At 65.6% G+C, this 25,851-nt stretch carries 25 protein-coding genes; 16 read left to right on the plus strand and 9 right to left on the minus strand.

Annotated features, from left to right (window positions below; all coding sequences use genetic code 11):
* Positions 1 to 38 precede the first annotated feature (38 nt).
* Entirely contained in the window at positions 39 to 560 is a 522-nt protein-coding gene (locus tag BM136_RS12060; RefSeq protein ID WP_092972316.1) for a hypothetical protein, read from the minus strand.
* Positions 561 to 705: 145 nt separating this feature from the next.
* The gene (locus tag BM136_RS12065) at positions 706 to 1,590 is read right to left on the minus strand and encodes a LysR substrate-binding domain-containing protein (protein WP_092972058.1); all 885 of its coding nucleotides are present in this window, start codon (positions 1,588 to 1,590) and stop codon (positions 706 to 708) included.
* Between the two features lie 131 nt (positions 1,591 to 1,721).
* On the opposite strand from BM136_RS12065, the gene BM136_RS12070 reads away from it, so the two are divergent.
* Together BM136_RS12070 and BM136_RS12075 are read left to right on the plus strand one after the other, a co-directional pair.
* Complete coding sequence (locus BM136_RS12070; RefSeq protein WP_092972059.1) at positions 1,722 to 2,480, plus strand: sulfite exporter TauE/SafE family protein; 759 nt, start codon at positions 1,722 to 1,724, stop codon at positions 2,478 to 2,480.
* A 17-nt stretch (positions 2,481 to 2,497) separates the two neighbouring features.
* Complete coding sequence (locus BM136_RS12075) at positions 2,498 to 2,782, plus strand: hypothetical protein (RefSeq protein WP_092972060.1); 285 nt, start codon at positions 2,498 to 2,500, stop codon at positions 2,780 to 2,782.
* 248 nt (positions 2,783 to 3,030) lie between these two features.
* On the opposite strand, the gene BM136_RS12080 is transcribed toward BM136_RS12075, so the two are convergent.
* From BM136_RS12080 to BM136_RS12095, 4 genes are all read right to left on the minus strand, one after another.
* Complete coding sequence (locus tag BM136_RS12080) at positions 3,031 to 3,549, minus strand: thioredoxin domain-containing protein (RefSeq protein ID WP_092972061.1); 519 nt, start codon at positions 3,547 to 3,549, stop codon at positions 3,031 to 3,033.
* Positions 3,546 to 4,811, minus strand: coding sequence for a sialidase family protein (locus BM136_RS12085; RefSeq protein ID WP_254775668.1), 1,266 nt, complete (start codon positions 4,809 to 4,811; stop codon positions 3,546 to 3,548). The genes BM136_RS12080 and BM136_RS12085 overlap by 4 nt, the downstream gene beginning before the upstream one ends.
* Complete coding sequence (locus BM136_RS12090) at positions 4,799 to 7,117, minus strand: TonB-dependent receptor (protein ID WP_092972063.1); 2,319 nt, start codon at positions 7,115 to 7,117, stop codon at positions 4,799 to 4,801. The genes BM136_RS12085 and BM136_RS12090 overlap by 13 nt, the downstream gene beginning before the upstream one ends.
* Positions 7,118 to 7,201: 84 nt before the next feature.
* The gene (locus BM136_RS12095) at positions 7,202 to 7,603 is read right to left on the minus strand and encodes a DUF2946 domain-containing protein (RefSeq protein ID WP_092972064.1); all 402 of its coding nucleotides are present in this window, start codon (positions 7,601 to 7,603) and stop codon (positions 7,202 to 7,204) included.
* A gap of 187 nt (positions 7,604 to 7,790) precedes the next feature.
* Between BM136_RS12095 and BM136_RS12100 the strand changes: the two genes are divergently transcribed.
* Positions 7,791 to 8,981, plus strand: coding sequence for an ATP-binding protein (locus tag BM136_RS12100; protein WP_092972065.1), 1,191 nt, complete (start codon positions 7,791 to 7,793; stop codon positions 8,979 to 8,981).
* A gap of 12 nt (positions 8,982 to 8,993) precedes the next feature.
* Here the strand turns inward: BM136_RS12100 and BM136_RS12105 are convergent, their stop codons facing one another.
* Positions 8,994 to 10,448: an MFS transporter gene (locus tag BM136_RS12105; protein ID WP_092972066.1), complete on the minus strand. Its 1,455-nt coding sequence runs from the start codon at positions 10,446 to 10,448 to the stop codon at positions 8,994 to 8,996.
* A gap of 177 nt (positions 10,449 to 10,625) precedes the next feature.
* Here BM136_RS12105 and BM136_RS12110 point away from each other — a divergent pair, with 177 nt between their 5' ends.
* Entirely contained in the window at positions 10,626 to 11,237 is a 612-nt protein-coding gene (locus BM136_RS12110; protein ID WP_092972067.1) for a TetR/AcrR family transcriptional regulator, read from the plus strand.
* Positions 11,238 to 11,278: 41 nt separating this feature from the next.
* On the plus strand, positions 11,279 to 12,307 hold the full coding sequence (locus BM136_RS12115) for a TraB/GumN family protein (RefSeq protein WP_092972068.1): 1,029 nt from the start codon (positions 11,279 to 11,281) through the stop codon (positions 12,305 to 12,307).
* 4 nt (positions 12,308 to 12,311) lie between these two features.
* Here the strand turns inward: BM136_RS12115 and BM136_RS12120 are convergent, their stop codons facing one another.
* Together BM136_RS12120 and BM136_RS12125 are read right to left on the minus strand one after the other, a co-directional pair.
* Positions 12,312 to 12,620, minus strand: a complete 309-nt coding sequence (locus BM136_RS12120) for a DUF1272 domain-containing protein (protein ID WP_092972069.1) — start codon at positions 12,618 to 12,620, stop codon at positions 12,312 to 12,314.
* Positions 12,621 to 12,641: 21 nt separating this feature from the next.
* Positions 12,642 to 13,595 carry a sugar-binding transcriptional regulator gene (locus BM136_RS12125; protein WP_092972070.1) on the minus strand — a complete coding sequence of 318 codons (954 nt, stop codon included), beginning with the start codon at positions 13,593 to 13,595 and terminating at the stop codon, positions 12,642 to 12,644.
* A gap of 192 nt (positions 13,596 to 13,787) precedes the next feature.
* On the opposite strand from BM136_RS12125, the gene BM136_RS12130 reads away from it, so the two are divergent.
* The 11 genes from BM136_RS12130 (at position 13,788) to BM136_RS12180 (ending at position 25,845) form a co-directional block, all read left to right on the plus strand.
* Complete coding sequence (locus BM136_RS12130; protein ID WP_254775669.1) at positions 13,788 to 15,137, plus strand: ABC transporter substrate-binding protein; 1,350 nt, start codon at positions 13,788 to 13,790, stop codon at positions 15,135 to 15,137.
* 65 nt (positions 15,138 to 15,202) lie between these two features.
* Positions 15,203 to 16,120, plus strand: a complete 918-nt coding sequence (locus tag BM136_RS12135) for a carbohydrate ABC transporter permease (RefSeq protein WP_092972318.1) — start codon at positions 15,203 to 15,205, stop codon at positions 16,118 to 16,120.
* Positions 16,117 to 16,938, plus strand: a complete 822-nt coding sequence (locus BM136_RS12140) for a carbohydrate ABC transporter permease (RefSeq protein WP_092972071.1) — start codon at positions 16,117 to 16,119, stop codon at positions 16,936 to 16,938. The genes BM136_RS12135 and BM136_RS12140 overlap by 4 nt, the downstream gene beginning before the upstream one ends.
* The gene (locus BM136_RS12145) at positions 16,935 to 17,651 is read left to right on the plus strand and encodes an HAD family hydrolase (RefSeq protein ID WP_092972072.1); all 717 of its coding nucleotides are present in this window, start codon (positions 16,935 to 16,937) and stop codon (positions 17,649 to 17,651) included. Before BM136_RS12140 ends, BM136_RS12145 begins: the two co-directional genes overlap by 4 nt.
* 34 nt (positions 17,652 to 17,685) lie before the next feature.
* Positions 17,686 to 18,786 (plus strand): ABC transporter ATP-binding protein, encoded by a 1,101-nt coding sequence (locus BM136_RS12150; RefSeq protein WP_092972073.1) that lies wholly within the window; start codon positions 17,686 to 17,688, stop codon positions 18,784 to 18,786.
* 33 nt (positions 18,787 to 18,819) lie between these two features.
* On the plus strand, positions 18,820 to 20,238 hold the full coding sequence (gene dalD, locus BM136_RS12155) for a D-arabinitol 4-dehydrogenase (RefSeq protein ID WP_092972074.1): 1,419 nt from the start codon (positions 18,820 to 18,822) through the stop codon (positions 20,236 to 20,238).
* A gap of 68 nt (positions 20,239 to 20,306) precedes the next feature.
* Positions 20,307 to 21,806 carry a xylulokinase gene (xylB, locus tag BM136_RS12160; protein ID WP_092972075.1) on the plus strand — a complete coding sequence of 500 codons (1,500 nt, stop codon included), beginning with the start codon at positions 20,307 to 20,309 and terminating at the stop codon, positions 21,804 to 21,806.
* Positions 21,803 to 22,750 (plus strand): carbohydrate kinase family protein, encoded by a 948-nt coding sequence (locus BM136_RS12165; RefSeq protein WP_092972076.1) that lies wholly within the window; start codon positions 21,803 to 21,805, stop codon positions 22,748 to 22,750. Before xylB ends, BM136_RS12165 begins: the two co-directional genes overlap by 4 nt.
* Before the next feature lie 71 nt (positions 22,751 to 22,821).
* Positions 22,822 to 23,154 carry a YnfA family protein gene (locus BM136_RS12170; RefSeq protein WP_092972077.1) on the plus strand — a complete coding sequence of 111 codons (333 nt, stop codon included), beginning with the start codon at positions 22,822 to 22,824 and terminating at the stop codon, positions 23,152 to 23,154.
* Between the two features lie 143 nt (positions 23,155 to 23,297).
* Complete coding sequence (locus BM136_RS12175) at positions 23,298 to 23,606, plus strand: hypothetical protein (RefSeq protein WP_092972319.1); 309 nt, start codon at positions 23,298 to 23,300, stop codon at positions 23,604 to 23,606.
* A gap of 88 nt (positions 23,607 to 23,694) precedes the next feature.
* A complete protein-coding gene (locus BM136_RS12180) occupies positions 23,695 to 25,845 on the plus strand; it encodes an ATP-dependent helicase (protein WP_092972078.1) in 2,151 nt (716 codons plus the stop codon).
* Positions 25,846 to 25,851 lie beyond the last annotated feature (6 nt).

A 25,851-nucleotide genomic window follows, 5' to 3' on the forward strand; every position in this document is an offset into this window, starting at 1 on the left:
TTCCGCCAGACCAGCCCGGATTGTCCCGAGCCATGCGCTCATTGCGAGCGCGGCGGAAAACGCAGCGAACGGCCGCCACCCAGGCTCAGCCACGCCCAGGCCGTTGCGGCAACCACGACACCCAGCACGACGATCCACTGGGCGCTGACCAGCATCAGCTCAATCGTGCCGGCCATGTCCGGCAGTATCTGCGGCCAGGCGGGCGCAAGCCAGCCGTCGGCGTCGAACCATGCGCCGCGTCCGGCACCCGTGGCCAGTTCCACCGCGAGCAGCGCCGCATTGATGGCCGCGAATGCCATGCCGCTGTGTGCCAGCAGGCGGCTGAACACCGGCAGTTCATACAGGGGCTTCATATATTGGATGTGCCGCGTGAGCGACCACGCGCACACGATGAGCAACGCAACGCCGATGGCAACCATGGGCGCCGGGCTGCGCAGGCACACGCCCAGCGCGATCCACGCCAGCGCATTGACCTCGTGGCGCCGATAGATGCGCAACGCACGCGCCGCGTGCAGCAGGCCAATCGGCGGAACACCAGGGGGAACACCGGCAGACGCCATGATGTGCTCCATGAGCAGAGGGTTGGTGCGGCGCCGCACGCCTGTGGCGCTGTGCGGCCCGCAACTGCTTGCAGTGTACCGACGCGTTTTCACACGCGCGAGTTCAAACAGCATTCCTCAGCCAAATGACGGACGCGCAACGCGCTCAGGCCTCGCGCAAATGCTCGATCAACTGGCGTGCGAAGACGGGCAGGTCATCGAAATGACGCACGCAGATGCGCAGCAGGCGCGTCGCCCAGGCGTCGGTCAGCCGCACACGGCGGATGCCCATGGAACGCTGCAACCGGATCGCCGCATGCTCGGGAATGACGCCCACGCCCACGTTGCGTTCCACCATGCGGCAGACGGCGTCGAAGCTGCGCAACCGCACGCGGTATTTGAGCCGGTGACCGGCGCGCGCAGCATGCCCCGCGAGATACGCCTGCAAGGCGTTGTCGCCCGTCAGGCCGACGAAATCTTCCTGCAAGGTTTCAACGAAGGCCAGCTCACGGCGATCGGCCAGCGGGTGGTCGCGCGCGGTCACCAGCACAAGGCGGTCGTGGCGGAACGGAAAGGTCTCCAGCCCGGACAAGTCCACCGCGTCGTTGACGATGCCGATGTCTGCCCGCCCCTGCGCAATTGCTTCGACAATCTCGTGGCTGACCAGCTCTTCCAGGTCGATATCCACTTCAGGATGTGCAGCCAGGAAAGCGCTGAGCGTTTCCGGCAAGAACTCGGTCATGGCTGCCGTGTTGGAAAGCAGCCGCACGTAGCCCTTGAGGCCACGCGCATATTCGCCCAGCTCGCCACGCATGCGATCCATCTGCTGCAGGACGACGCGAGCGTGATGGACGAGCGTGCGGCCGGCAGCGGTCGTTTCCACGCCACGCCGGTTGCGCGTGAGCAGCGGCACGCCCAGTGTGTCTTCCATGCCGCGGATGCGCGCGCTGGCAGACGCCAATGTCAGGTGCGCACGCTCGGCCCCCGCCGTGATGCTGCCGGCTTCGGCGGTATGGAGGAAGAGTCGCAGGTCGGTCAGATCAAAGCGCACGATGCATCTCAAAATTGGCATGAGCCTCAGTTTCACACTGAGGCAGGGTCAATGTATCGCAGATTGCCGCGCAATTCCCAGTGCCGGAAACTGAGGCACCCAAAAACAGAACATCCCCAAATTCGCCCCCAATGGAATCCGCCACGCTGCTGCTTTTTGGCGCGGGCCTGCTCGCCGGCATGATGAATGCGCTGGCGGGCGGCGGCTCGTTTGTCACCCTGCCCGCGCTCATGTTCGCGGGTGTGCCCTCAGTCTTTGCCAATGCGTCGAGCACGGTGGCGCTGCTACCCGGCGCGGCCACCTCGGCGTGGGCGTACCGCGCGGACTATCGCGGGTTCGGGCAGGTCTCGATGCGCGCCATGGTGGGGATCAGCCTTGTCGGCGGGCTGCTCGGCGCGCTGCTGTTGATGAACACGTCGTCCCGCGCGTTCGATTTCATCGTGCCGTGGCTGCTGCTGATCGGCTCGCTCGCATTTACCTTCGGCAAACAGGCCGGTGTGTGGCTGCGCCAGCGCATGCAAATCGGACGGACCACGCTGCTGGTCTCGCAAGGTGCGTTGGCCATCTATGGCGGCTATTTTGGTGGCGCGGTCGGGATCATGATGATGGCCGTCTGGGCACTGTTCGGCCACGACGACATCAAAGCATTGAACGCCTCCCGCACGCTGCTCGTGGGCGCAACCAACCTCGTGGCCGTGGTCTGTTTTGCCCTGGCCAAGATGGTGTTGTGGCCGCAGACGCTGGTCATGCTGGTGGCTGCTGCGCTGGGCGGCTATCTGGGCGCCCATGTGGGCAAGCGTTTGCCGGTGCCGATTGTGCGGGCGCTGATTTCCACCTTCGGCTTTTCGATGACGGCGCTGCTGTTCTGGCGCGCCTGGTCACACGTTTGAGTATGAGGAGAACCGCCATGTCGCACATGCAACCTCATCCGACGCACCGCACGCTCGCGCCACGCGCCTATCGTGATCCGCATCCCCATCGAGATCGGGCAGCGCGCAATGCCTGGCACGCCCATCTTGCTGAAACCACCTCTGCCAAGCCGGAAATGACGGGTGCGCAAGCGGTGTTCTACATCGCGCGTGGTGTTGCTCTTTTGCTGGCCGCCGTGGCGATGGGCCTGGGCGCGGCATCCACTGATGCGGAGCGCGCGTCCGAGCAATACCCCCCTTCTTCGCACGCGACAACGCGCTGAGGGCGCGTTATCATCCGCCCCCCGCAGCACAGGCCCGTTCAATACAAATCCAGTATCGACCGGGCAAAGAAAAAGCCCGCGGGCCGGGGGGCGGGCGGGCTTAACATCTTCAGCCTTTGACGACGAAAGATGGTCGGGTGTGCTTTGTGAACGAGCAATGCGCCGGAATTCACAAAGCGAGGCCATTATAAAAAGTGCGCGCCCCCCGCCATACCCCAACAACGAGGGGGGTCCGCGTCGTTTTCTGATTAATCCCTGAGCGCTGTGTCCAGTGTCTGCGGCGTCAGCAACCCGCTCGATGCATGGCGCTTGCCGTCCGGGCGCAAGATGATCGTGCGCGGCATCTCGCCCTGCCAGCCAGGGTCGAGCGCGGCGCGCAGCCGCTCCGGCATGTCTTCGGCATTGGCGTACTGCGGCACGCGGGCAATGTCGATCTTCCTGTCGCGGGCCAGCGGCGCCAGCGCGCGGTTCAGCATCTCGGCCTGGTCGGGCCCGTCCATCGACACCATCACCACATCCACATCTTGCTTGGCGCTACGCCGCCATTGCGCGATACGCGCGATGTTCTCGCGGCAGTAGCTGCATTCCAGTGACCAGATTTCGACGATGAGCGGGCGCGCGGGTGGCGTCTGCAGCAGCGCCGGCACATCACGCGCATGCAACGGCTGGAACTGCAGCGCACCTGCGGCCTGCGCGGCGAAGGTGGCGGTAAAGGCGGCGGCGGATAGCGCCACGCCCATCGCAAACGATTTCCATCGAATCTTCATTTCGATGCCTCCAATGATGGATTGGACGGGCTGACATTGCCGATGTCGATCAGCCGGTAGCCCTCGGCCTGCGTGCGCCACGATAGGTAGACACGGCCATCGCGCGCGAGCAGTTGCGGGTGATCGCTTCCGCCATCGGTGTTTGCCACGCTGGCCGGCGCTGTCCAGTGCGCGCCGCCATCGGTCGATTTGCGCAGCAGGATCTGCATGCGGTCTTCAGCAAACTGTTTCCAGACGAGCCACAGTGCGCCATCCTCCGCGAGCAGCGCGGGGTGCGACGCCTGCGCACCAGCTTGTGCCGAACCGGCAAAGGACCATGCGCCGCCGATCGGCTTGCCGCCGGCCGAGAGCCGGCTGTAGAACAGGCCAGGCTTGTCCTGCAGCACCGAGAACCACGCCATGTGCCGCACGCCATCCGCCGTAACGGCCAACGCGGGGCCATGGTGCGGACACGCATCGACGCGCCATTCCGAGAACGTCGCCCGCGTAACGGCAAGCGGCGCGTTACCAATCGGTAATGTTGTCAATGCGTGGTCGCGGATCTGCCCCGCAAACACGTTGCGCCACAGCGCGAGCATGTGGCCGTCGGCATCGGGCGCCAGCGCAATGCGGCAGCATTCGCAGGTCTGGTCGATGACCTTGCGTTCGGGTGCGAAGGTGGCGCCGCGGTCGGTGGAAACGGTGTAGTACACCGCCGCGCCGTCGTACGGCTGTTTGGCCGCCTGCGCGCGCAGCAGGTCGCGCTTGTCGATCCACGTGACGAAGATATGACCGGCGCGGTCGACCGCGATCGAATCGAAGCGGTGCGTGATCGGCTGGCGGTCGTGGTGGACGGTGACTGGCGCGCTCCATGTCTTGCCGCCGTCAAGCGAGCGCGAGAAACGCACGAAGCCCGTGTACGGCGCATCGAGCGGGCGCGACCAGCTTACATACAGCGCGCCGTCCGGGCTGGCGATGACTTTCGGACGGTTCTCGCCGTCGGTATAGATCGGCTCGGGTTGCGGGTTCACACGCTGCGGCTTGGAGAGCGTCTTGCCGAGGTCATCGGATGAGGCGATCACCACGTGCTGCCCTTCTGCCCACGTCACCCACAAGCGCCCTGCCTTGTCGAACGCCGCGGTCGTCGCAAGCTGCGGCTTTGCGGCAGACTTGGCTGCCATGGCGCCGTGGTCGTGGCCTTCGTGCGCGGGCGCCACCGTGGCCGCGAGCGCCAGCAGCGCACCGGCAAGGAATCGAGGAATCGACTGCATTACAGACGCCATTTCAGTTGTCCATAGAAGGTGCGCGACGGATACGGGTGGTACACGAAATACCGCCGGTCGGTCAGGTTGTCGACGCCCAGCGCCAGCGTGATGTGCTTGTCGATACGGTAGCTGGTCTTGAGGTCCACGGTGAAGAAGCTGCTGGTGCCGCCGTAGACATTGGGCAGCACATCGGTGTTGTCGAGCGTGCCGTATTGCCGCCCCGAATAGCGCACGCCTGCGCCCACCGTCCAGTCGGGCGTGGCATGCCAGCTGGCAAACATGTTTGCACGCACGCGCGGCATGCGCGGCCAAGTCTTGTCGACGTAGGTGGGGTTGGCGGCGTCGGCCAGCGTTTTCGATTGTGTGAAGGCAACGTTGGCCTCTAAGTCAACGCCGCGCACACCTGCATCCTGCAGAACGTCCTGCCCTGAATACGCCAGTTCGATACCGCGCGTGCGCACGCGGTCCACGTTCTGTACGTTCGTCACGTTGGGTGTGACCGTGATGTTGGTCTGCGTGTAGATGCTGTCGCGCACATCGCTCTGGAACAGGCTGGTACGCAGCACGCCGTAGGGCACGGCCTGCTCGACGGTGAAGTCGAAATCATTGGCGCGTTCAGGCTTGAGATTCGGATCGTTGTTGACGATCGTGTTGCCGCTGATCGTGCCCTGAAACAGCTCCGCCACCGTCGGAAAGCGCACTGCACGGCCATACGACAAGCGCAGCAGCGTGTCTTGCGTGGCCTGCCATTGGATAGCCGCCTTGGGCGAGAACGCGTCTTCAGTACGGCTGGCGTAGCCCAACGTGCTCGTGCCGTTGCCCAACTGGCCGTTGTAGGCGCGCCAGCTTTCGTAGCGCAGGCCCAGCGTGGCGAGCCAGCGCGGCGCAAACGCCCACGCGTCCTGCAGGAAGACGGCCTGCGTTTGCGTGTCGCCCTGGTAGCTGGACTTCAACGTGGATAGCGTTTCCGTCGACCAGTTGGTCGCGTTGAAGGTCTGGTTACGCAGGTGGTATTGGTCGTAGTGGTAGCCGGTCGTGAAGGTGTGGCCGGACACCGTGGGCGACGTTGCCTTGATGTCGAAGTTGGACCAGCCGGTGCCGACGCCGTAGAACACCGTGCCGGGTCCATTGCCGGCCGCCGTGTTCGACGCGCGCAGGATGTCGCGCGAGACGTTGTAGGCCGACGCGTTGGTGTCGATCTTCCAGCCGCCGATCTTGCCTTTCACGCCCAGGCCGTAGAGCCAGTTTTCCTGGTCGCCGTTTTGCGGGGCGAAGGTGTTCGGGGCGATCGTATAAGGCGTGCCGTTGATCAGCACATTGCCACCCGTGACGGTGTTGCCGGCGGCGTCGCGCAGGAAACTGAGCGCCTGATCGTTGAAATGGTTTTCCCAATGGCCCAGCGTGAGCGATGCCTCCAGGCTGTCGCTGAACACGTAGCCGAATCGCAGCGTCTCTTGCAGCTGCTGCGTGCGCTCAAGCATCTGGGGCCCGAGAATCACGCGCGGCTGGCCGTTGGGGCCGAGATCCTGCCGCGCACCCGTGACCGGCACGGGCGTGCTGCCTGCGGTGAACCTCGAGTTGGGCGTGGCGTATTGCATCGGCTGGCTGTCGTTCTCCAGCCGGTCGACCGACAGCGCATACCAGAACTTGCCAATCCGATCGCCCAGCGACGCGCTCTCGTGGTTGCCGGTGACGTTGCGCGAAAAGCCGTAGGCATCGTTGTAGCGCTGGCTCATCACCTGCGTCTGCGCGGCGGCCTCGAATTTTTCGGGGCGGCGCAACGTCATCGCGATGGTCGTGCCCATCGAATTGCCCGGCAGCAGCGCCGAGAACGGCCCATACAAAATATCGACGCGCGCCAGGTCGTCCGGCCCGACCATCGACCAGCGTGGCGGGTAGCTGTAGCTCGAGCCCAGCAGGTTCGAGAGCAGGATGCCGTCGGCGTACAGCAGGCCGCGTGCGCTTTGAATTTCGTTGAAATCGCGGCCGGCAAAGATGGAGTTGCGGTCGCCAATGAAGCGGCGGCGCACCATCACGTTGGGCTGGTATTTGACCGCGTCTTCGGTGGTGACGACGTTGCGGTCGGCCAGTTGATCTGCCGTCACGCTTTGCACGACTGCGGGCGTATTGCGGGCGAACGGCGCGGGGTTGGCGTTGGCCCGCACCACGGTGGGCGCGAGTTCCTGCGTGACTGGCACGGGCACGGGGGCCGCATCTTCAGCAGCAAAAGCGGACAGCGGTGCCGCCGCGCTCAGGGCGAGCGCAGCACGGCACACCAGCGTGCGCTTAGGAGCAGCGGCCCCAGCGCGCTTGTGGAATGACATCGGAAAGGTCTCCGGATTGCGATGGCGTTGGCCGCAACGAGGGCCAGACGCAAAGGCGCCACGGAGTGCATCCCCGCAGGCGCGTCAGATCGACAACGACGGAGAAGCGGGAGGCGCGCGCGACTCGGCCACACGCAGCGCGCTGCGCGCGTAGACGGGCGCCGGGGTGGCCGGCGGCCGCACGCGATAGACGAAATGGGCGGAGGGAACATCCAGCGCCGGCAATGAGGCCAGCGCCAGCCCGGCTGCAAACCCCGGGCAATATAGACAGTGCGCCACGCTGTGGTGGGCGGCCGAATCGTCGATAGAGCCATCGCCTTGCAGGTCGATGGCAACCTGCACGGTGCTGCCATGCGGGGCCGTTACGCTGCACAGCTCGACGGCAAGGGTGCCCGTGGCCGCCGCACGGGCGGAAGCGAGCACCGGCGACAGTACGTTCAGTACGATCGCAAGCCAGACGAGGAAGAGCCAGCGGCGATGGAGCATGGGTGGACAACGTCAGAATGTGTGGAGTATAGCGCTGCACACAGTTCCCCGAATTGCCTGCGGCACAGTGCCGCGCAACGGCAAATCGACGGAGATCAACTGGCAATTCGATCGGAATTAGCCTTAATTATTGGATCAACTATAATTTATACCGACTTCCATAATCAGGTCTAAAACAGGGCTTTCCATGGATTCCCGAATCGACTCCGGCGACACCGCCCGCTTCAACTTCCACCGCCAGGACCTTGCCAACACGCTGTGCGACAGCCTGGAAGGCAAGGGTTTGGCCGACGCGCGCTCGGGACTGTTCCTGGCGGCGCCCCGGCGCACCGGCAAAAGCACGTTCCTGCGCGAAGACCTGGTGCCCGAGGTCGAGCGCCGGAAGTGGATCGCCATCTACGTGGATTTATGGGCCGACCGCGCCCGCGACCCTGGCCTGCTGATCGCCGATGCCATCAAATCGAAGCTGGCCCAGTACGACGGGCCGATCGCGAAGCTGGCCAAGCAGGCCGGGATGGAAAAGGTCGACGTGCTGCGCACCTTCACCTTCAACCTCGGCAAGATCGGGCTGCCGCCGGGCATCACCCTGGCCGACGCGCTGGATGTGCTCTACAAGGCGGTGCAGCGGCCTGTCGTGCTGATCATCGACGAGGCGCAGCACGCGCTGTCCACCGAGGCCGGCACCAACGCCATGTTCGCGCTCAAGGCGGCGCGGGACCAGATGAACCAAGGCGTGGACGAACCCCGTCTCTTCCTCGTCTTTACGGGGTCGAACCGTGACAAGCTCGCCAACCTGCTGCTCAATCGCACACAGCCGTTTTTTGGCTCGCGCGTAACCAACTTTCCGCTGCTGGGGCGGCCGTATGTGTCAGCGTACACGGCGTGGGTCAACCAGCACCTGGCGCCGAATAACCAGTTCAAGGAAGACGACATGTTTGCCGCCTTCCAGTTGGTCGGCCACCGGCCCGAGATGCTCAAAGGCATCGTCAGCGAGATCGCCCTGGAGCTGGGTGAAGCCGCCAGCCTGGGCGAGTTGCTCAAGCGCGGCGCGCAGGGTTTTCGCGATCGCATCTGGGGCGAGATCGAAAGCGATTACAGCGCGCTGACCGAAATCCAGCGCGCCGTGCTGGCGGTGCTGATCGAGCGCGGGCAAAGCTATTCGCCGTTCTCTGAGGATTCGATGAAGGCGTATGCGGCAAAGCTGGGCCACAGCGATTTTTCCACCGCCACGGTGCAAGCTGCGCTGGATGCGCTGCGCGACAAGAACCTGATCTGGAAGGAATCGCGCGGCGCCTACGCGCTGGAAGACGAAAGCCTGGCGCTGTGGTTTCGCGAGACGCGGGGGGCGCATGCCGTGCCGCCGCGGTTGAGCGAGTAGCACGCCAGATCGTCAAACAGCCGCCACCGGCACCGCCTGCGTGCGGCCGAGCAGGCTCCACACCACCACCGCCGACACCACGGATACGACGGCCAGCGCATGGGCAATCTGCGCAAACGCGGCAACGTAGGCCGAGATGAGCGTCGGCGCCGATCCGGCCGGCAGCAGCGTCAACGCTGCGGGTACGTTGCCCATGGCGGTGCGATGTGCGGCCTCCATCCAGGTCGCTACGTTCGCACGGCCCGACGCGCCGGCCTGCGAAACGATGAGCGCCGTCAGCACCGCGCCCACCACGGCCAGCGCAATCGCCTCGCCAGCCACGCGCGTGGTGCTGAAGATGCCGGTGGCCATACCTGCGCGCTCCTTGGGCACCACGCTCACCGACAGACCATCCATCAGCCCCCACGCGAAGCCCGTGCCGAAGCCCGTGAGCAGCATCGGCAGAATCCACGCAGCGGCCGGCTGGCCTGGCGCGACATCGCCCAGCCACCAGAAGCCCATCGCCGCCACCACCAGCCCGCCGCACGTCAGCGCCGCCGCAGACCACCGATGCGCGAGTTGCACCGCCAGCAGCGGCACCACCAGCAACGGGAGCGACAAGGCAATCATCGTGATGCCTGCCTCGGTTTCGCCCTGCCCCTCGATGCCGATGAGGCGCGCGGGCAGCAGTACCAGCATCGCCACGTAGCACGCCGTGGCGAGCGGCAAGAACTGCACGCCGACAAAACGACGGAAGCGGAAGAGCGACAGATCGAGCATCGGCCTGACCACGCGCTGCTCGATGGCGACGAACACGGCCAGCCCAAGCGCCGACGCAGTGAACAACGCCAGCACCACGCCGTCGCCCCAGCCGCGCTCGGGCACTTCCATCAGCGCCCACGTGAGCAGGACAAGCGTGGCCGTAAAGCTTGCGGCGCCGGCCCAGTCGACGCCGCGCGCATCGGGATCGCGCGTTTCCCGCATGCGCGGCACGCCAAACACAAAAGCCAGCGCGCCCACCACCGCGCACAGCACGAAGATGGCGCGCCAGCCTTGCGTCTGCACCAGCGCGCCCGCAATCAACGGCCCGAAGGCCAAACCCACGCCAAAGGTCGTCCCCAGCAGGCTGAAGGCGCGAATGCGCGCATGCCCATCAAACTCCTGTGCCAGCGCAGCCGAGCCACCCGCCAGCGACATCGCCGCCGCCACGCCCTGCAGCGCGCGCAGCCATCCGATGGCGTTCACGCTGGGCGCCAGCGCGACGCCAATCGATGCCAGCACGAACAGCGCGATCCCACTGGCGAACACGCGCTTGCGACCATACGAATCGGCCATCGCACCTGCCACCATCAGACAACTGCCGAAGGCCAGCATGAAGCCATTGACCACCCAGTTGAGCGCCGTGGCACTGCCGCCCAACACGCGGCCGATGGCCGGCGTGGCCACCGCCGCACCGGTGAAAGACAGCGGCAGGACCAGTCCTGCCATGCAAACCGCCGCCAGCACCAGCCAGCGCCCGGCGTGTTGTGGGCGATGCGAAATCGTCGTATTCAAGGGAGCCTCTTATTTTTGTATCGATCGGTATACAAATTAACGAGGCGACACGGCCGACGTCAAGGATTAATATATTGACCGGTACAGAAATAAGGATTTCAGGACTTCATCATGGCGACACGAGGACGCCCCCGCACCTTTGATCGCGACGAAGCCTTGCGCCAGGCCATGACCGTGTTCTGGGCGCGCGGCTACGAAGGCACCACGCTCGACGAACTCAAGCTGGCGATGGGCGGCATCACCGCGCCGAGCTTCTACGCGGCATTTGGTTCGAAGGAAGCGCTCTTTCGCGAGGCCGTTGCGCTGTATCGGCAGACGGCCGGCAGCACCACGGCCATCGCCCTGACCGAACCGGCTACCGCGCGCGAATCCATCGACGCGCTTTTGCGCAGCAACGCCCTTGCCTTCAGCCAGCCCAACGCGCCGCGCGGATGCATGGTCGTGCTCGGCGCGCTGCTGTGTTCGGCCCCCAATCAGCAGGTGCAGGAGGACTTGCGCGCGATCCGGCTGGAAACCATCGAGGCCATCCGAACGCGCATCCGCCGCGGCATGGATGAAGGCGACGTGCCTACCACGGCCAACGCCGATGCACTTGGCGGTTACTACGCGACCGTGCTCAACGGCCTGTCGATCCAGGCGCGCGACGGCGCCCCGCGTGAAGCATTGATCGCGACCGTCGATTGCGCGATGGCCGCGTGGGACGCGATGGTCTGCGCCCGCTAAACTGCACAGACGACCACAACAATATTTCGGGGAGCAGCCAAATGGCACGCAATCGCACCACGTGGCGCGCGCTGGCGGCCGCGCTTTTTCTGCTGATGGGCGCGGGCGCCGCCCTCGCGCAAGACGCAACGCCAGCACAGGCACAAGCACAGGCCCCGGCCGCGAACTGTCCGCCCCCGGCCTCCAGCTTCATCCCCAAGGACGGCTGGGCCGCCGCCGCGCAACGCGCGACCGACCACGGCCTGCTTTGGCGTATCGAAAAGAACGGTCACACGTCGTGGCTCTACGGGACGATCCATGTGGCACGAGCTGACTGGATGCTGCCCGGCCCGACCGTGCGCAGCGCGCTTCAGCAGGTGGATAGCATCGCGCTCGAACTCGACCTGCTCGACAAGGACGTCGACCGCAAGCCGCTCACAGCACAAAACAGCGCAGAAGATCGCCGCCTCATGGCTGGCCGGCGCGGTGAACGCTTCAACAAGCTGCTCTCCGCGGCTTGCCTGCCCGATACGGCCCTCACACAGATCCGCAAATTCCAGCCGACCATGCAGTTGGCCTCGCTGGCGGTGCTGGGGGTACGCACGGACGGTCTCTATCCCGATTTCGGCATCGACCTGTTTCTGACGACCTACGCCAAGAGCGTGCATTTGCCCATCGTGCCGCTCGAAACGCTGGCGCAGCAGGTGCGCGTGCTCAACGAGATCGTGCCGAAGAACGAGGTTGCGCAGCAATTCGACACCGTGCTCGACGCGATTGAATCCGGCGAGGCGCGTACGCAGACGCTCACGCTCGCCAATGCCTGGGCCGACAGCGACATCAGTACGCTGGAGCACTATCCGCAGTGGTGCGATTGCCTGAAGACGGCGACGGATAAACGCGCCTTCCAACGCCTGGTGACGAATCGCAACCGCGCCATGGCTGACAACATTGCGCGCGTGCACAACAGCGGCCAGCGCGTGTTTGGCGCAGTCGGCGCGTTGCACATGATCGGGCCGAAAGGGATTCCGGCGCTGCTGGCCGCGCACGGATACAAGGTCACGCCGGTGTTGCCGGCGGCTGCACCGCGTTAGACCCTCAGCGCTTTTCCGGCGGCGTGGCTCCAACAGCCGCCGCCAGTTCGGCATGCGCGGCCAAGTCTGCGCGACGATGCTTGACCGTCGTGCTGGCCGGGTGCTTGCCCAGGAAATTGCCGTTTCTCCAATCTTTCGACGGGCGGATCGGCCGCGCCGTAAAGCCGCCCCCGCAGTTCGGGCAGACATTGCCGAACACGCCGTCCGCGCACGTCGCGCAGAATGTGCATTCGAATGAGCAGATGCGCGCGTTGGTCGCGTTGGGCGGCAGCGCCGTGTTGCAGTGTTCGCAAGTTGGGCGGAGTTCGAGCATTGCGTCCTCGGTGTGGTGGGTTCAGTCCATTGCAGCCAGAATCCGCTGCGCGGACGCTTCGTCGGTCACAAGACCGGTCAGCCAGCCGCCTCGCAACGCCGCCCCGATCGCGCCCGCCTTGGCCACGCCGCCAGCAATGGCGATGACCGGGCGAGATGGCATCGGCTTGAGCGGCAAGCTGGTGATGCGGGTCTGCAGTGGTACATCCAGCAAGCGCCCCTGGGCGTCGATCGGCCGGCCGATCAACTCGCCTGCCGCGCCATGGGCAAGCAGATCTTCCACATCCTTCGCACTGATGAAGCCATCGACCTGCAATGCGCAACCGGGCCCGATCGTGCCGACCCCAATGAAGGTGACATCGGCCTGCGCAGCCAGATCGGCCACCACGCCGTAGAGCCGGTGCTGGCACCACTGCCGGGTGTCTTCGGCGCTGTCTGCAACGAGCGGCGCAGGAAGCTGGTAATAGCGGCTGCGGGTTTTCTCTGCCGCGGCAAGCGCGACGTCGTAACGGTTGGACGAGCCATCCGCCGCAATCGCCCCGACCATCGAGACGATGCGATGCTGCGGCCGGTCAAGATCGGGAAGTTGGTCGATCGCGGCGCGCAGCGTGCGGCCCGAGCCGACATTCACCACGCGCGGCGCGTCGGCCAGCAGGTGACGCTCCATGATTTCTGCGGCGGCCACGGCAATCATGCGCTGGGCGGCGTCGGCGTCGTCGGCACTGGCCGGCACCACATGGCAGGTCTCCAGCCGGAAACGGCTGCGCAGGTTCTCCGCCAACTCCAGACACGCTGACACCGGGTGCGTCACGCGCACCTTCACCAGCCCGTGCTCCACCGCATAGGCGATCAGCCGCTGCGCGATCTGGCGCGACACGCCCAACTGCTCGGCGATGTCGTGTTGCGTGTGGTTGCCGACGTAGTAAAGCCACGCCGCACGCGCGGCCTGGTCTCGTTTTTCCTGCTGCTTGGACACGCAGCGCCTCCTCTAGAACCCTGGCGATATGGGATGCATCGTAGCGTGCTTTTGCCCTTTTACCGAGCATTTGCTTGACAAGCGCAACACCGCATCCGATTATTTGCTCACAACACGGACAATTGCTCAAAACCCGAAGCAAGTCCAGGCGGTGCGCCCGCATCGCCACATTCCAAGAAAGGAGACGACTGCATGTTCCGCACGCTTCTGCGCGGGATGGCCCGCCCATCCCAACTACTCAAGCTGACCGCCCTCGCTGCCTTCCCCGCTCTCTGCGCTATCACTGCGCATGCCGCGCCCACCACGCTCACGATTGCCACGATCAACAACCCCGACATGATCGTGCTGCAGAAGCTGTCGAGCCAGTTCGAGCAGGCGCACCCCGACATCAAACTGCGCTGGGTCACGCTGGAAGAAGGTGTGCTGCGCCAGCGCGTGACCACCGACATCGCCACCGGCAGCGGCCAGTTTGACCTGATGACGATTGGCGGCTATGAAGCGCCGCTGTGGGCCAAGAAAGGCTGGCTCGCCCCGCTGGACATGCCCGCCAGCTACGACACGGCCGACCTGCTGCCGACGGTGCGCGATGGGCTCTCGCAGGGCGGCAAGCTCTTCGCCGTACCGTTCTATGCCGAAAGCTCGATGACGTACTACCGGCGGGATCTGTTCAGCGCAGCCGGCCTGAAGATGCCCGAGCAGCCCACGTATGACGACATTGCCAAGTTCGCCGCCAAGCTGCACGACCCCGCCAAAGGGGTGTACGGCATCTGCCTGCGAGGCCGTGCGGGCTGGGGCGAGAACATGGCGCTGATATCGACCATGGTGAACACGTTCGGCGGCCGCTGGTTCGACGAGAAATGGCAACCGACCATCGACACGCCGCAGTGGAAACAAGCGGTCAACACGTATGTCGACCTGCTGAAGAAATACGGCCCACCCGGCGCAAGCAGCAACGGCTTCAACGAAAACCTCGTGCTGTTCTCGGGCGGCAAGTGCGGCATGTGGATCGACGCGACCGTTGCCGCCGGCATGGTCAGCAGCACGAAGGATTCCAAGGTGGCCGACAAGGTGGGCTTTGCGAATGCGCCCATCGCCAGCACACCGAAGGGCTCGCACTGGCTGTGGATCTGGGCGCTCGCGGTGCCGAAGTCGTCGAAATCGCCGGAGGCTGCCAAGACGTTTGCGGCGTGGGCGACATCCAAGGAATACATCCGCGCCGTGGCCAAGGCCCAGGGCTGGGGCGAGGTGCCGCCGGGCACGCGTGCATCGACGTATGACGACCCGGCCTACCAGAAGGCTGCGCCGTTCTCGAGCTTCGTGCGCCACGCCATCGAGACTGCCAACCCGAACGATCCGTCTGCGCAGAAGGTGCCGTACACCGGCGTGCAGTTCGTGACGATTCCGGAGTTCCAGTCGCTGGGCACGGTGGTTGGCCAGGCGATTGCCGGCGCGCTCACAGGCAAGACGACTGTGGACGACGCGCTCCGTGTTTCGCAATCGCAGGCCCAGCGGGCGATGCGCCAAGGCGGCTATCTGAAGTGACGCAGCCGCTGCTGCGCCCCGGAGGTTTCATGGAACACGTATTGGAGTCGCACCCGAAATCGCAGATGAGCGGCGTGGGTGGTACGCCGTCACCGGCCCAGCCACAGCGCGCCCGGCGCTGGCTGCCGACGCTGCTGGTGTCGCCGTCGGTACTGGTCCTGCTGCTGTGGATGACGGTGCCGCTGGCGATGACGCTGTATTTCTCCGTCAGCCGCTACAACCTGCTCAACCCGGATCAGACCGGCCTGGCGGGGCTCGACAACTACCGCTTCCTGGTCGAAGACCCCGCCTTCTGGCCGGCCATCGGCAACACGCTGGTGCTGATCGGCTCGGTGCTGGTGATCAGCGTCGTGGCGGGCACGTTGCTGGCTGTGCTGTTCGACCAGCCGTTTGCGGGGCGCGGTGTGGCGCGCATTCTCGTCATCAGCCCGTTCTTTGTCATGCCGACGGTGGCGGCGCTCATCTGGAAGAACATGATGCTGCACCCCGTGTACGGGCTGGCCGCGTGGGTGGCGCGCCTGTTCGGCGTCGAGCCGGTGGATTGGCTCGCGACACAGCCGATGCTCTCCGTGATCATCATCGTTGCGTGGCAGTGGACGCCGTTTGCCTTCCTGATCCTGCTGACGGCGCTGCAATCGCTCGACCCCGAGCAGAAGGAAGCCGCGCAGCTCGACGGCGCGAGCCCCGTGCGCATCTTCTGGCACATCGTGCTGCCGCACCTGAAGCGCGCGATTGCGGTGGTGGTGATGATCGAGACCATCTTCCTGCTGTCGATCTTCGCCGAAATCCACACCACCACCGCGGGCGGCCCAGGCACGGCCACGACCAACCTCGCCTACTTTGTCTACAGCCTCGGCTTGCAGCAGTTCGACATCGGCATTGCGTCGGCCGGCGGCATCGTGGCCGTGGTGCTGGCAAACGTGGTGGCGTTCTTCCTCGTCCGCATGCTGGCGCGCAACCTGAAGGGAGTGCACGAGCAATGAGCACCCTCACCTCAACCTGGCGCACGCGGCTTGCGGGCGTTCTGGCGTGGGCGATTGCCCTGGCGCTGTTCTTCCCCATCGCCTGGGCAACGCTGACCGCCTTCAAGACCGAGCAGGACGCCTATACGCCCACGCTGTGGTTCACGCCCACGCTCGACAGCTTCCGCGAGGTGTTGGAGCGCGCGCACTACCCGAGCTTCCTCGGCAACTCGCTGGCGGTGTCGATCCTCTCCACGCTGCTGGCGCTAGCGATCGCCATTCCGGCGGGATATGCGATGGCGTTCTTCCCGAACAAGCGCACGCAGCAGGTGCTGCTGTGGATGCTGTCGACCAAGATGATGCCGGCCGTGGGCGTGCTGCTGCCGGTGTACCTGCTGGCAAAGACGGCGGGGCTGCTGGATTCCATCACCGCGCTCGTCATCGTCTACACGCTCGCCAATCTGCCGATTGCCGTGTGGATGGTCTTCACCTACTGCAACGACGTGCCGCGCGAGATTCTGGAGGCTGCGCGCATGGACGGCGCCAACCTCTGGCAGGAACTGGTCTACGTGTTGCTGCCGACGATGCTGCCGGGACTGGCCTCCACGGCGCTGCTCCTGCTCATCCTGTCGTGGAACGAAGCGTTCTGGAGCCTGAACCTGACCAGCATCGATGCCGCGCCGCTCACCGTGTTCATTGCGTCGTACTCCAACCCGGAGGGGCTGTTCTGGGCGAAGCTGTCTGCGGCCTCGGTTCTGGCCATTGCGCCGATCCTCGTGCTGGGCTGGCTGGCACAACGGCAACTCGTGCGCGGCCTGACGTTCGGGGCCGTGAAATGACGCCACATGCCAACGAATATGCCAACGCACGCGCGCCCGCCTATCTGATCTGCGATTGCGACGGCGTGCTGATCGACAGCGAATCGGTGGCGTTGCGCGCGCTGATCCGCACGTTGGGTCCGCACATACCGCATCTTTCATCCGCCGCGCTGGAAGACATGCTTGAACCGCGTCTGGGCATGAACACGATGGCACTGCTGAGCGAGTTGCAGAGCAGCGTCGGCTTTCATCTGTCCGACGCGCAACTAGCCAAGGTGCTGGCCGACGTCGAACACGACTGCGCCACGCAATCGCAGCCGGTGCCCGGCATTGCCAACCTGCTCGCCACGCTGCCGCAGCCCAAGGCCGTCGCCAGCAACAGCAGCCGCCTGCGCATTGAAGCGAGCCTGCGTCGCGCCGGACTGCGCGAGCTGTTTGGCGAGCATATCTATAGCGCCTACGAAACACCGCGGCCCAAACCGGCACCCGACGTGTATCTCGCCGCCTGTGCGGGCCTGCGTGCCAGCCCCGCGCAATGCCTCGTCATTGAAGACAGCGACACCGGCGTGCGCGCCGCCCGCGCTGCCGGCCTGACCGTATTCGGCTTTGCCGGCGTTGCGCATGTGCCGGCAGTCGCCACGCAGCGCCTGCTGGCTGCCGGCGCACGCCACGTCTTTACCGACATGCGGGCACTGGCCGATGCGCTTTCGTCGACGCTCGCCACGCCCGCCTGACCCGCACACAGAACACGCCCAAGGAGACCTCGCCATGGCCAGCCTGACCCTGCGCAATCTGCAGAAGCGTTACGAGCAGAACACCGTCCTGCACGACATCAACCTCGACATTGCCGATGGCGAATTCGTTGTCTTCGTCGGGCCATCGGGCTGTGGCAAATCGACATTGCTGCGCACGATTGCAGGCCTGGAAGGCATCGACGCCGGCGATCTGTTGATCGGCGATACGCGTGTGAACGATGTGGTGCCCGCCAAGCGCGGCATTGCGATGGTGTTCCAGTCGTACGCGCTGTATCCGCACATGAGCGTGTACGACAACATGGCCTTTGGCCTGAAGCTCTCGGGCATGAAGCGCGAGGCTATCGACACTGCCGTGCGCCGTGCCGCCGAAGTGCTGCACATCGATGCGCTGCTCGATCGCAAGCCGCGCCAGCTCTCCGGGGGCCAACGCCAGCGCGTGGCCATTGGTCGAGCCATCACCCGCGAGCCGAAGGTCTTCCTGTTTGACGAACCGCTCTCCAACCTCGATGCCGCGCTGCGCGTGAAGATGCGCCTGGAGTTTGCCCGCCTGCACGACGCATTGAAGACGACCATGATCTACGTCACGCACGATCAGGTGGAAGCGATGACGCTGGCCGACAAGATCGTCGTGCTGCGTGACGGACGCATCGAGCAGGTCGGCTCTCCACAAACGCTGTATCACCACCCGGCCAGCCAGTTTGTGGCCGGCTTCATCGGCTCGCCCAAGATGAACTTCCTGCGTGGCGTCGTCGATCGTGCCGATGCGTCGGGTGTGTCCGTAACGCTTGCGGGGGGCCAACAGCCGGTGGCCGTGTCGCCGGGTGAACTGCGTGCGGGGGATGCCGTCACGCTCGGCATCCGCCCGGAGCATCTGCATCTCGACACGGCCGGCACCCTGCGGGGCACCGTCACGCATATCGAGTCCCTGGGCGACGTGGCCTATCTGCATGCCGATTGCGAAGCCGCACCCGACGGTCTTGTGCTGCGCGTGCCGGAATCGACCCGGCTCGCGCACGGCAGCGCCATCACGTTGTCTGCCGACGCCGCGCACTGCCACCTGTTCGACGCCGAAGGCCGTGCGCTGGCGCGCCTGCAAGCGCAACTGGCCGCCTGAGGTTCACACCGCCCAACGTTGCTCTCCCCGATCATGCCCTCCCCCAACGCTTCTTCCACCTGGCTGCACCTGGGTGCCGGCTCCTTCCATCGCGCGCATCAGGCGTGGTATCTGCATCGCCTTCGCGAGACCGGCGACACGTCGTGGCGTTTAGCGCTGGCCAATATCCGCGACGATACCGGCCCGCTGCTGCATGACCTTGCCGCTCAGCACGGCGCTTACACGCTGGAGACCGTCGACACCGCCGGCCATCGCGCGTACACGCGCGTCCAATCCATCGATGCCGTCGTGCCGTGGGATACCGAACTTGCCGCGCTGTGCGAGATCGGGGCGGCGCCCGATACGCGCGTGATCTCCTTTACCGTGACGGAGGGCGGCTACTACCTCGACGAGCAGCACCAGCTCGACGCGACACAGCCAGATATCGCCGCTGACCTGCGCGGCGGTGCCTGCACGCTATACGGCGCGCTGGCCCGTCTGCTGCACCTGCGCTTGCAGCGTGGCGGCGCGCCCCTCACGCTGCTCAATTGCGACAACCTGCGCCACAACGGCGAGCGCTTCCGAAGCGGCCTGCGCCAGTTCCTCACGTTGCGCGGCAGGCCCGGCGACAGCGGCCTCGTAGCATGGCTCGACGCATATGCCAGCACGCCCAACACGATGGTCGACCGCATCACGCCACGCCCGACCGACACCTTGCGCGAACGCGTTGCCGCACAGACCGGCTGGCCAGACCGCTGCCCCGTGATGGCCGAGACCTTTGCGCAATGGGTGGTGGAAGACGATTTCCGTGCCGGGCGGCCTGCGCTCGAACGCGTGGGCGTCGAGTTCGTCCCTTCGGTACTGCCGTACGAAGAAGCAAAGATTCGCGTGCTCAACGCCAGCCATAGCTGCATCGCCTGGGCCGGCACGCTGTTGGGGCTGCACACGATTGACGAAAGCGTTGCCGTGCTGTCCATCCACCGCATGGCGTGCGACTACGTGACCGACGATGTCATCCCGTGTCTCACGGCCAATCAGCCCAGCCCCGTCGACCTGGCCGCCTACCGCGACACCGTGCTCGACCGTTTCGCCAATCCGCACATCAGGGATACCAACCAGCGCGTGGCGGCGGACGGTTTTTCGAAAATCCCGGGGTTCGTCACGCCCACGCTGGCGGAATCCTTTGCGCGCGGGCATGTGCCGCTTGCCACGGCAATGCTGCCGGCGCTGTTCTTCGTCTTCCTGGAGCACTGGCATGCGGGCACGCTGCCGTATGCCTATCAGGACGGCCAGTTCGATCCCGTTGCCGCGCAAGCCATGCTTGAGGCCGATGACCCGGTTGCGGTGTACTGCCGGAACGCCGCACTGTGGGGCAGCCTCGCGGGCACGGAAACGCTCACGAGCCTTGTTCGCAACGCCATCGAGCATGTGCGAGCGTGGCTGGCAGTCGAACAAGCCGCAACGGCCGGTTAGTTGCCAACCAACGTATCAGCGGATTCGCGCGACAATCCACGGTTCAAGCAACCGGACCCGGCGGCCTCATGTACCTCGGCATCGATCTCGGAACCTCGGAAGTCAAAGTGCTGTTGCTGGACGCGGCGGGCTCCATCGTCGGCACGGCGGGCGAGCCGCTCACCGTATCGCGGCCGCATCCGGGTTGGGCCGAGCAGACGCCGGAAGACTGGTGGCAGGCCACCAGCGCCGCTATCGGCAAGCTGCGCGAGGCCGCACCGGAAGCCTTTGCCGCCACGCGCGCGATCGGCCTGTCGGGCCAGATGCACGGCGCGGTGCTGCTCGACGCACGCAACCGCGTGCTGCGTCCCGCCATGCTCTGGAACGACACACGCAGCACCGTGGAATGCCTTGAACTCACCCGCCGCGTGCCCGAGCTGCATACCGTTGCCGGCAACCTGGCAATGCCCGGTTTTACCGCGCCGAAGCTGCTGTGGAGCGCACGCCATGAGCGCGATGTGTTCAACGCCATCGATTGCGTGATGCTGCCCAAGGATTACCTGCGCCTTCGCCTGACGGGCGAGCGCGCATCCGACCCATCGGACGCGGGCGGCACGCTGTGGCTGGACGTGGCACAGCGCGCGTGGTCTGACGAACTGCTCGCCGCGACGGGCTTGTCACGCAGCCAGATGCCACGCCTGGTAGAAGGCAGCGCGCCCAGCGGCACGCTGCTGCCCGAGGTGGCCGATGCATGGGGCCTTGCGCGTGGCGTCGTCGTTGCTGGCGGCGGTGGCGATGGTGCGGCCAGCGCTGTGGGCATCGGTGCGACCCAGCCGGGCGATGGCTTTCTGTCGCTGGGCACGTCGGGCGTGATCTTTGTCGTCAATGACCGCTTCCGCCCAAACCCGGCTCAAGCCGTGCACGCGTTCTGCCATGCGCTGCCGGGGCGCTGGCATCAGATGAGCGTGATGCTGTCCGCCGCGAGCTGCCTGCGCTGGTTCTGCCGGCTGACAAGCGTGCCGGAAGCCACGCTGCTGCCTGAAATTGCCGCAGTGGCCGAATCTGAACGCAAGTCCGCACCGTTCTTCCTGCCCTACCTCAGCGGCGAGCGCACGCCGCACAACGATGCGTTTGCGCAAGGCCATTTTCACAACCTCACGCATGCGAGCGACCGCGCCGCGCTCGGTTACGCCGTGATCGAGGGCGTCGCCTTCGGCATGGCGGATGGCCTGGACGCATTGCGCGCAGCGGGCACGCAGGTTGCATCGCTCTCGTTTGTGGGCGGCGGCTCGCGCAGTCCATTCTGGGCGCAGTTGCTGGCCGACACCCTCAACACAGAACTGACAACGCATGTCGGCAGCGAAGCCGGTGGCGCGCTCGGTGCCGCGCGCCTGGGCTGGATGGCCGATGGCGGCATCGAAGCAGCCGTCTGCGCCAAGCCGCCCGTGCAAGCCACGTATCGGCCCGATGCCACACGCCACGCACGCCTTGCTGAACGGCTGTCGACATTCCGTGCGCTGTATCAGCGTGCTTCGCCGCTGCCGGTTACACCTTCCGCCCAAACGACTGAGCTGCCCTTGCCCGCATGACCGACGCCCTGCCCTTGCCCCGCCTCGTCGTCTTTGGCGAAGCGCTGACCGATTTCCTGCACCAAGGCAACGGCCAATGGCTCGCCCGGCCAGGCGGCGCATGCTGGAACGTCGCGCGCGTGGCAGCGCGCCTGGGCGTGCCCACGGGCTACGCAGGCGCCATCAGCAACGACGTGTTCGGCGATGCGCTCTTCGCCGATTCCCAGGCGGCTGGCCTCGACTTGCGCTTTCTGCAGCGGGTCGACCGCTCGCCATTGCTGGCGATGGTCACGTCCATCCAGCCGCCGCACTATTTCTTCGTGGGCGACGACAGCGCCGATCTGCATTTCGATGTGCAAGCCCTGCCCGCCGGGTGGCAAACGGCCGTGGAGATCGCCCACTTCGGCTGCATCAGCCTGGCGCGCGAGCCGCTGGGCAGCCGCCTCGTGGCGCTGGCCGAAACGCTGGCCGCACAAGGCACCCGCATCACCTTCGACCCGAACTGGCGCACGGCGATGAACGCTCCGCACTACGCGCCGCTGCTGCTGCGCATGGCTGCCATCGCATCGGTCATCAAGGTGTCGGATGAAGATTTGCGCCAACTGTTTCCCGGGGATGCCGATCCACTGACCACGCTGCGCACCCTCGCGCCGCAGGCCGACATCCTGCTCACGCTCGGGGCGGAGGGCATGGAATGGATGGCAGCGGCGCACGGTGGGCAAGACGATCCGCGTATCGCCCAACCGGCCTTTGCCGTGCCGGTGGCGGACACCGTCGGCTGCGGCGATGCCGCCATGGGCAGCTGGCTGGCGAGCCTGCTGCAATCGCCCGAAGCGCCCGTGCAAGCGCACTTGCGCCAAGCCGCCGCCGCGGCCGCCCTCACAGCCACACGCGCCGGCGCGTATGCGGGCACGCAGGAGGAAGTCGATGCACTGCTGCAGGCGCACGCCGCCTCGCACGCCTGAGACCCCGTGGCAGCGCGGCGGCGCATGCCACAATCTGCGCCGTCCGCGTTTTGATTGCTTCGGGGCCCGCTTTGGAACTGCTTCGCATTGCCATGCTGTTTGCCGTCACCGCCGTGGCGGAAATCGTCGGTTGCTATCTACCCTGGCTCGTGCTGCGGCAGGGCAAGCCGGTCTGGCTCTTACTGCCGGCGGCCGCCTCGCTGGCGCTGTTTGCGTGGTTGCTGACGCTGCACCCGACCGCAGCCGGCCGCACCTATGCCGCATACGGCGGCATGTATATCGCCGTGGCGCTGGTGTGGCTGCGCCTGGTCGACGGCGTGACGCTCACGCGCTGGGACATCGGCGGTGCGGCCATTGCGTTGACGGGAATGGCGGTGATCGCCCTGCAACCGCAGGCCAACTGATCGAATTGCACGCGATATTTAGGTTTTCCTGAGCGAAACGGAACCCTAAGCCACCGCCAGGATCGGAGGGAGGATCATTGCCGCGGCCATCGCGCTGCGCGCCGGTCATCTACCCACCCAACCGTTTTGCCCTGGAGGCCACGATGCCTGCCACCACCCTCAAACACCTTGTCGTGGCCGCGACGCTGATGTCGGCAGCAATGTCCGCTTCGGCCCTGACCACGTCGACCTTCACATTCACCGATCAGGACCTGCAAGGGATGCTCGCCCACAGTCAGCCGATCCAGCCGGCCAAAGCCGCCGAACCGGCGTCTACGGACACGCTCCGCATCGGGCTGAGCGATCCAGGCACGCAGCTCGTGCTGCCCTGGTTCCTGGCGGACCTGGTGGAGGCCCTCAACCGGCGGGCTTCACCGCAGGATTTCGCGAAGACGCTGCGGGACGGTATCTGATCCACCCTCCCATTCACCGCCCTCACTTTCCGAAAGCAGGCAGCACGGTGCTGTATATTCATACAGTTATTTTTTGTGACGCCATGCCGTGCTTACCGCCTCCTCCACCCCTGACACCGCCAATGCCCCGGCCAGCCCCGGCTACCTGGCCCAACTGAACGAACAGCAGCGCCAGGCGGTCGAGTTCGGTATTTCCGGGGCAGACGCGGCGGAAACCGGCCCGCTCCTCGTGCTGGCCGGAGCCGGGTCCGGCAAGACGCACACGCTGGGCTGGCGCGTGGCGCATCTGGTGGCCAACGGCGCCGATCCGCAACGCATCCTGCTGCTGACGTTTTCCCGCCGGGCGGCGAGCGAGCTGTCCAACCGCGCCGGCCACCTGCTGGCGCGTGCCATGCAGGGCGAGCGATCGAACAACGCCCTCAATTCGGCTGGCACTTCGTACAAAACCACCCTGCCCTGGGCCGGTACCTTCCACGGCATCGGCGCGCGCCTGCTGCGTGAATACGCCGAGCGCGTCGGCCTCGCGCCCGATTTCACCATCCACGACCGCAGCGATTCGGCCGATCTGCTCAACGTTGTGCGCCATGAGCTGAACCTGTCGACCAAGGAACGCCGCTTCCCGCTCAAGCAGACGTGCATCGCGATCTACTCGCGCGCCATCAACGCCGAGAGCCCGCTGAACGCCGTGCTCAAGCACCACTTTCCGTGGTGCGCGATGTGGGAAACGCAGCTGCGCACGCTGTTCGATGCATATGTCGAAGCCAAGCAGGCGCAGCACGTGCTCGATTACGACGACCTGCTGCTCTACTGGCACGCGATGGTGTCTGACGCAGAACTGGCGGCCGAGATCGGCGCGCGCTTCGACCACATCCTCGTCGACGAATACCAGGACACCAACCGGCTGCAGTCGTCCATCCTGCGTGCGCTGCGCCCGGACGGCCGCGGCGTTACCGTGGTGGGCGACGACGCGCAATCGATCTACGCATTTCGCGCGGCGACGGTGCGCAACATCCTCGATTTTCCGCGCCACTTTTCGCGGCCGGCGCACACCGTGCTGCTGGAGCGCAATTACCGGTCGACGCAACCGATTCTGGATGCCTCCAACGGCGTGATGCGCTTCGCAACGGAGCGCTTTGCCAAAACGTTGTGGACGGACCGCGCATCGACGCATCGCCCGCGTTTGATTTCGGTGCGTGACGAAGCCGAGCAGGCGCGCTGCGTGGCCGAGCGGGTGCTGCATCACCGGGAAGGTGGGCTGACGCTGAAATCGCAGGCGGTGCTGTTTCGCACCGCGAGCCACAGCGCGCCGCTGGAGATCGAGCTCACGCGCCGCAACATCCCGTTTGTGAAATACGGCGGCCTCAAGTTTCTGGAAGCCGCGCATGTGAAGGATGTGCTTTCGGTACTGCGCTGGGCCGAGAACCCGCGTAACCGCATTGCCGGGTTTCGCGTGATCCAGCTGCTGCCGGGTGCGGGCCCTGCCACGGCGGCACGCGTGCTCGACGCCATGGCGGAAGCGGCGGACCCGATTGCCGCACTGCTTGCCTACGAGCCACCGGCACGGCTGGCCGGCGACTGGTCTGCGCTGATGGCACTCATGCAAGCCTTGCGCACGCCCAAAGACAGTCTGGAATGGGCTGGCGAACTCGAAGCCGTAGGCGCCTGGTACACGCCGCACATGGAGCGCCTGCACGACGACGCAGCCGTGCGCCAGGGCGATCTGGACCAGCTCGCCCGCATGGCCGCCACGTACGCCACGCGCGAGCGCTTCCTGACCGAGATGACGCTCGACCCGCCCGAGCTGACCAGCGATGAATCGGGCGACCCGTACCGCGATGAGGACTACCTGATCCTCTCGACCATTCACTCATCGAAAGGCCAGGAGTGGAAGGCGGTGTATGTGCTGAACGCCGTGGACGGCTGCATGCCGGCCGATCTGGGCGCCGGTTCGCATGAAGAACTGGAAGAAGAACGCCGGCTGCTCTACGTGGCGATGACCCGTGCGCGCGAGCATCTGGACATCCTGGTGCCGCAGCGCTTCTACGTCACGCAGCAAACCCCCAACGGCGACCGGCACATCTACGCGTCGCGCACGCGCTTCATTCCGCCTGCGCTGCTGCCGCTGTTCGAAGCGTGCGCATGGCCGGAACCGGAGCCCGGCGCGGACCCCGCAGCCGAAGCGCGTGCCGCAGCCAAGGTCGACCTGAGCCAGAAGATGCGCGGCTACTGGAAAAAGTAGCCAGCG

The sequence above is a fragment of the Ralstonia sp. NFACC01 genome, assembly GCF_900115545.1.
In the GTDB taxonomy this organism is placed as follows: domain Bacteria; phylum Pseudomonadota; class Gammaproteobacteria; order Burkholderiales; family Burkholderiaceae; genus Ralstonia; species Ralstonia mojiangensis.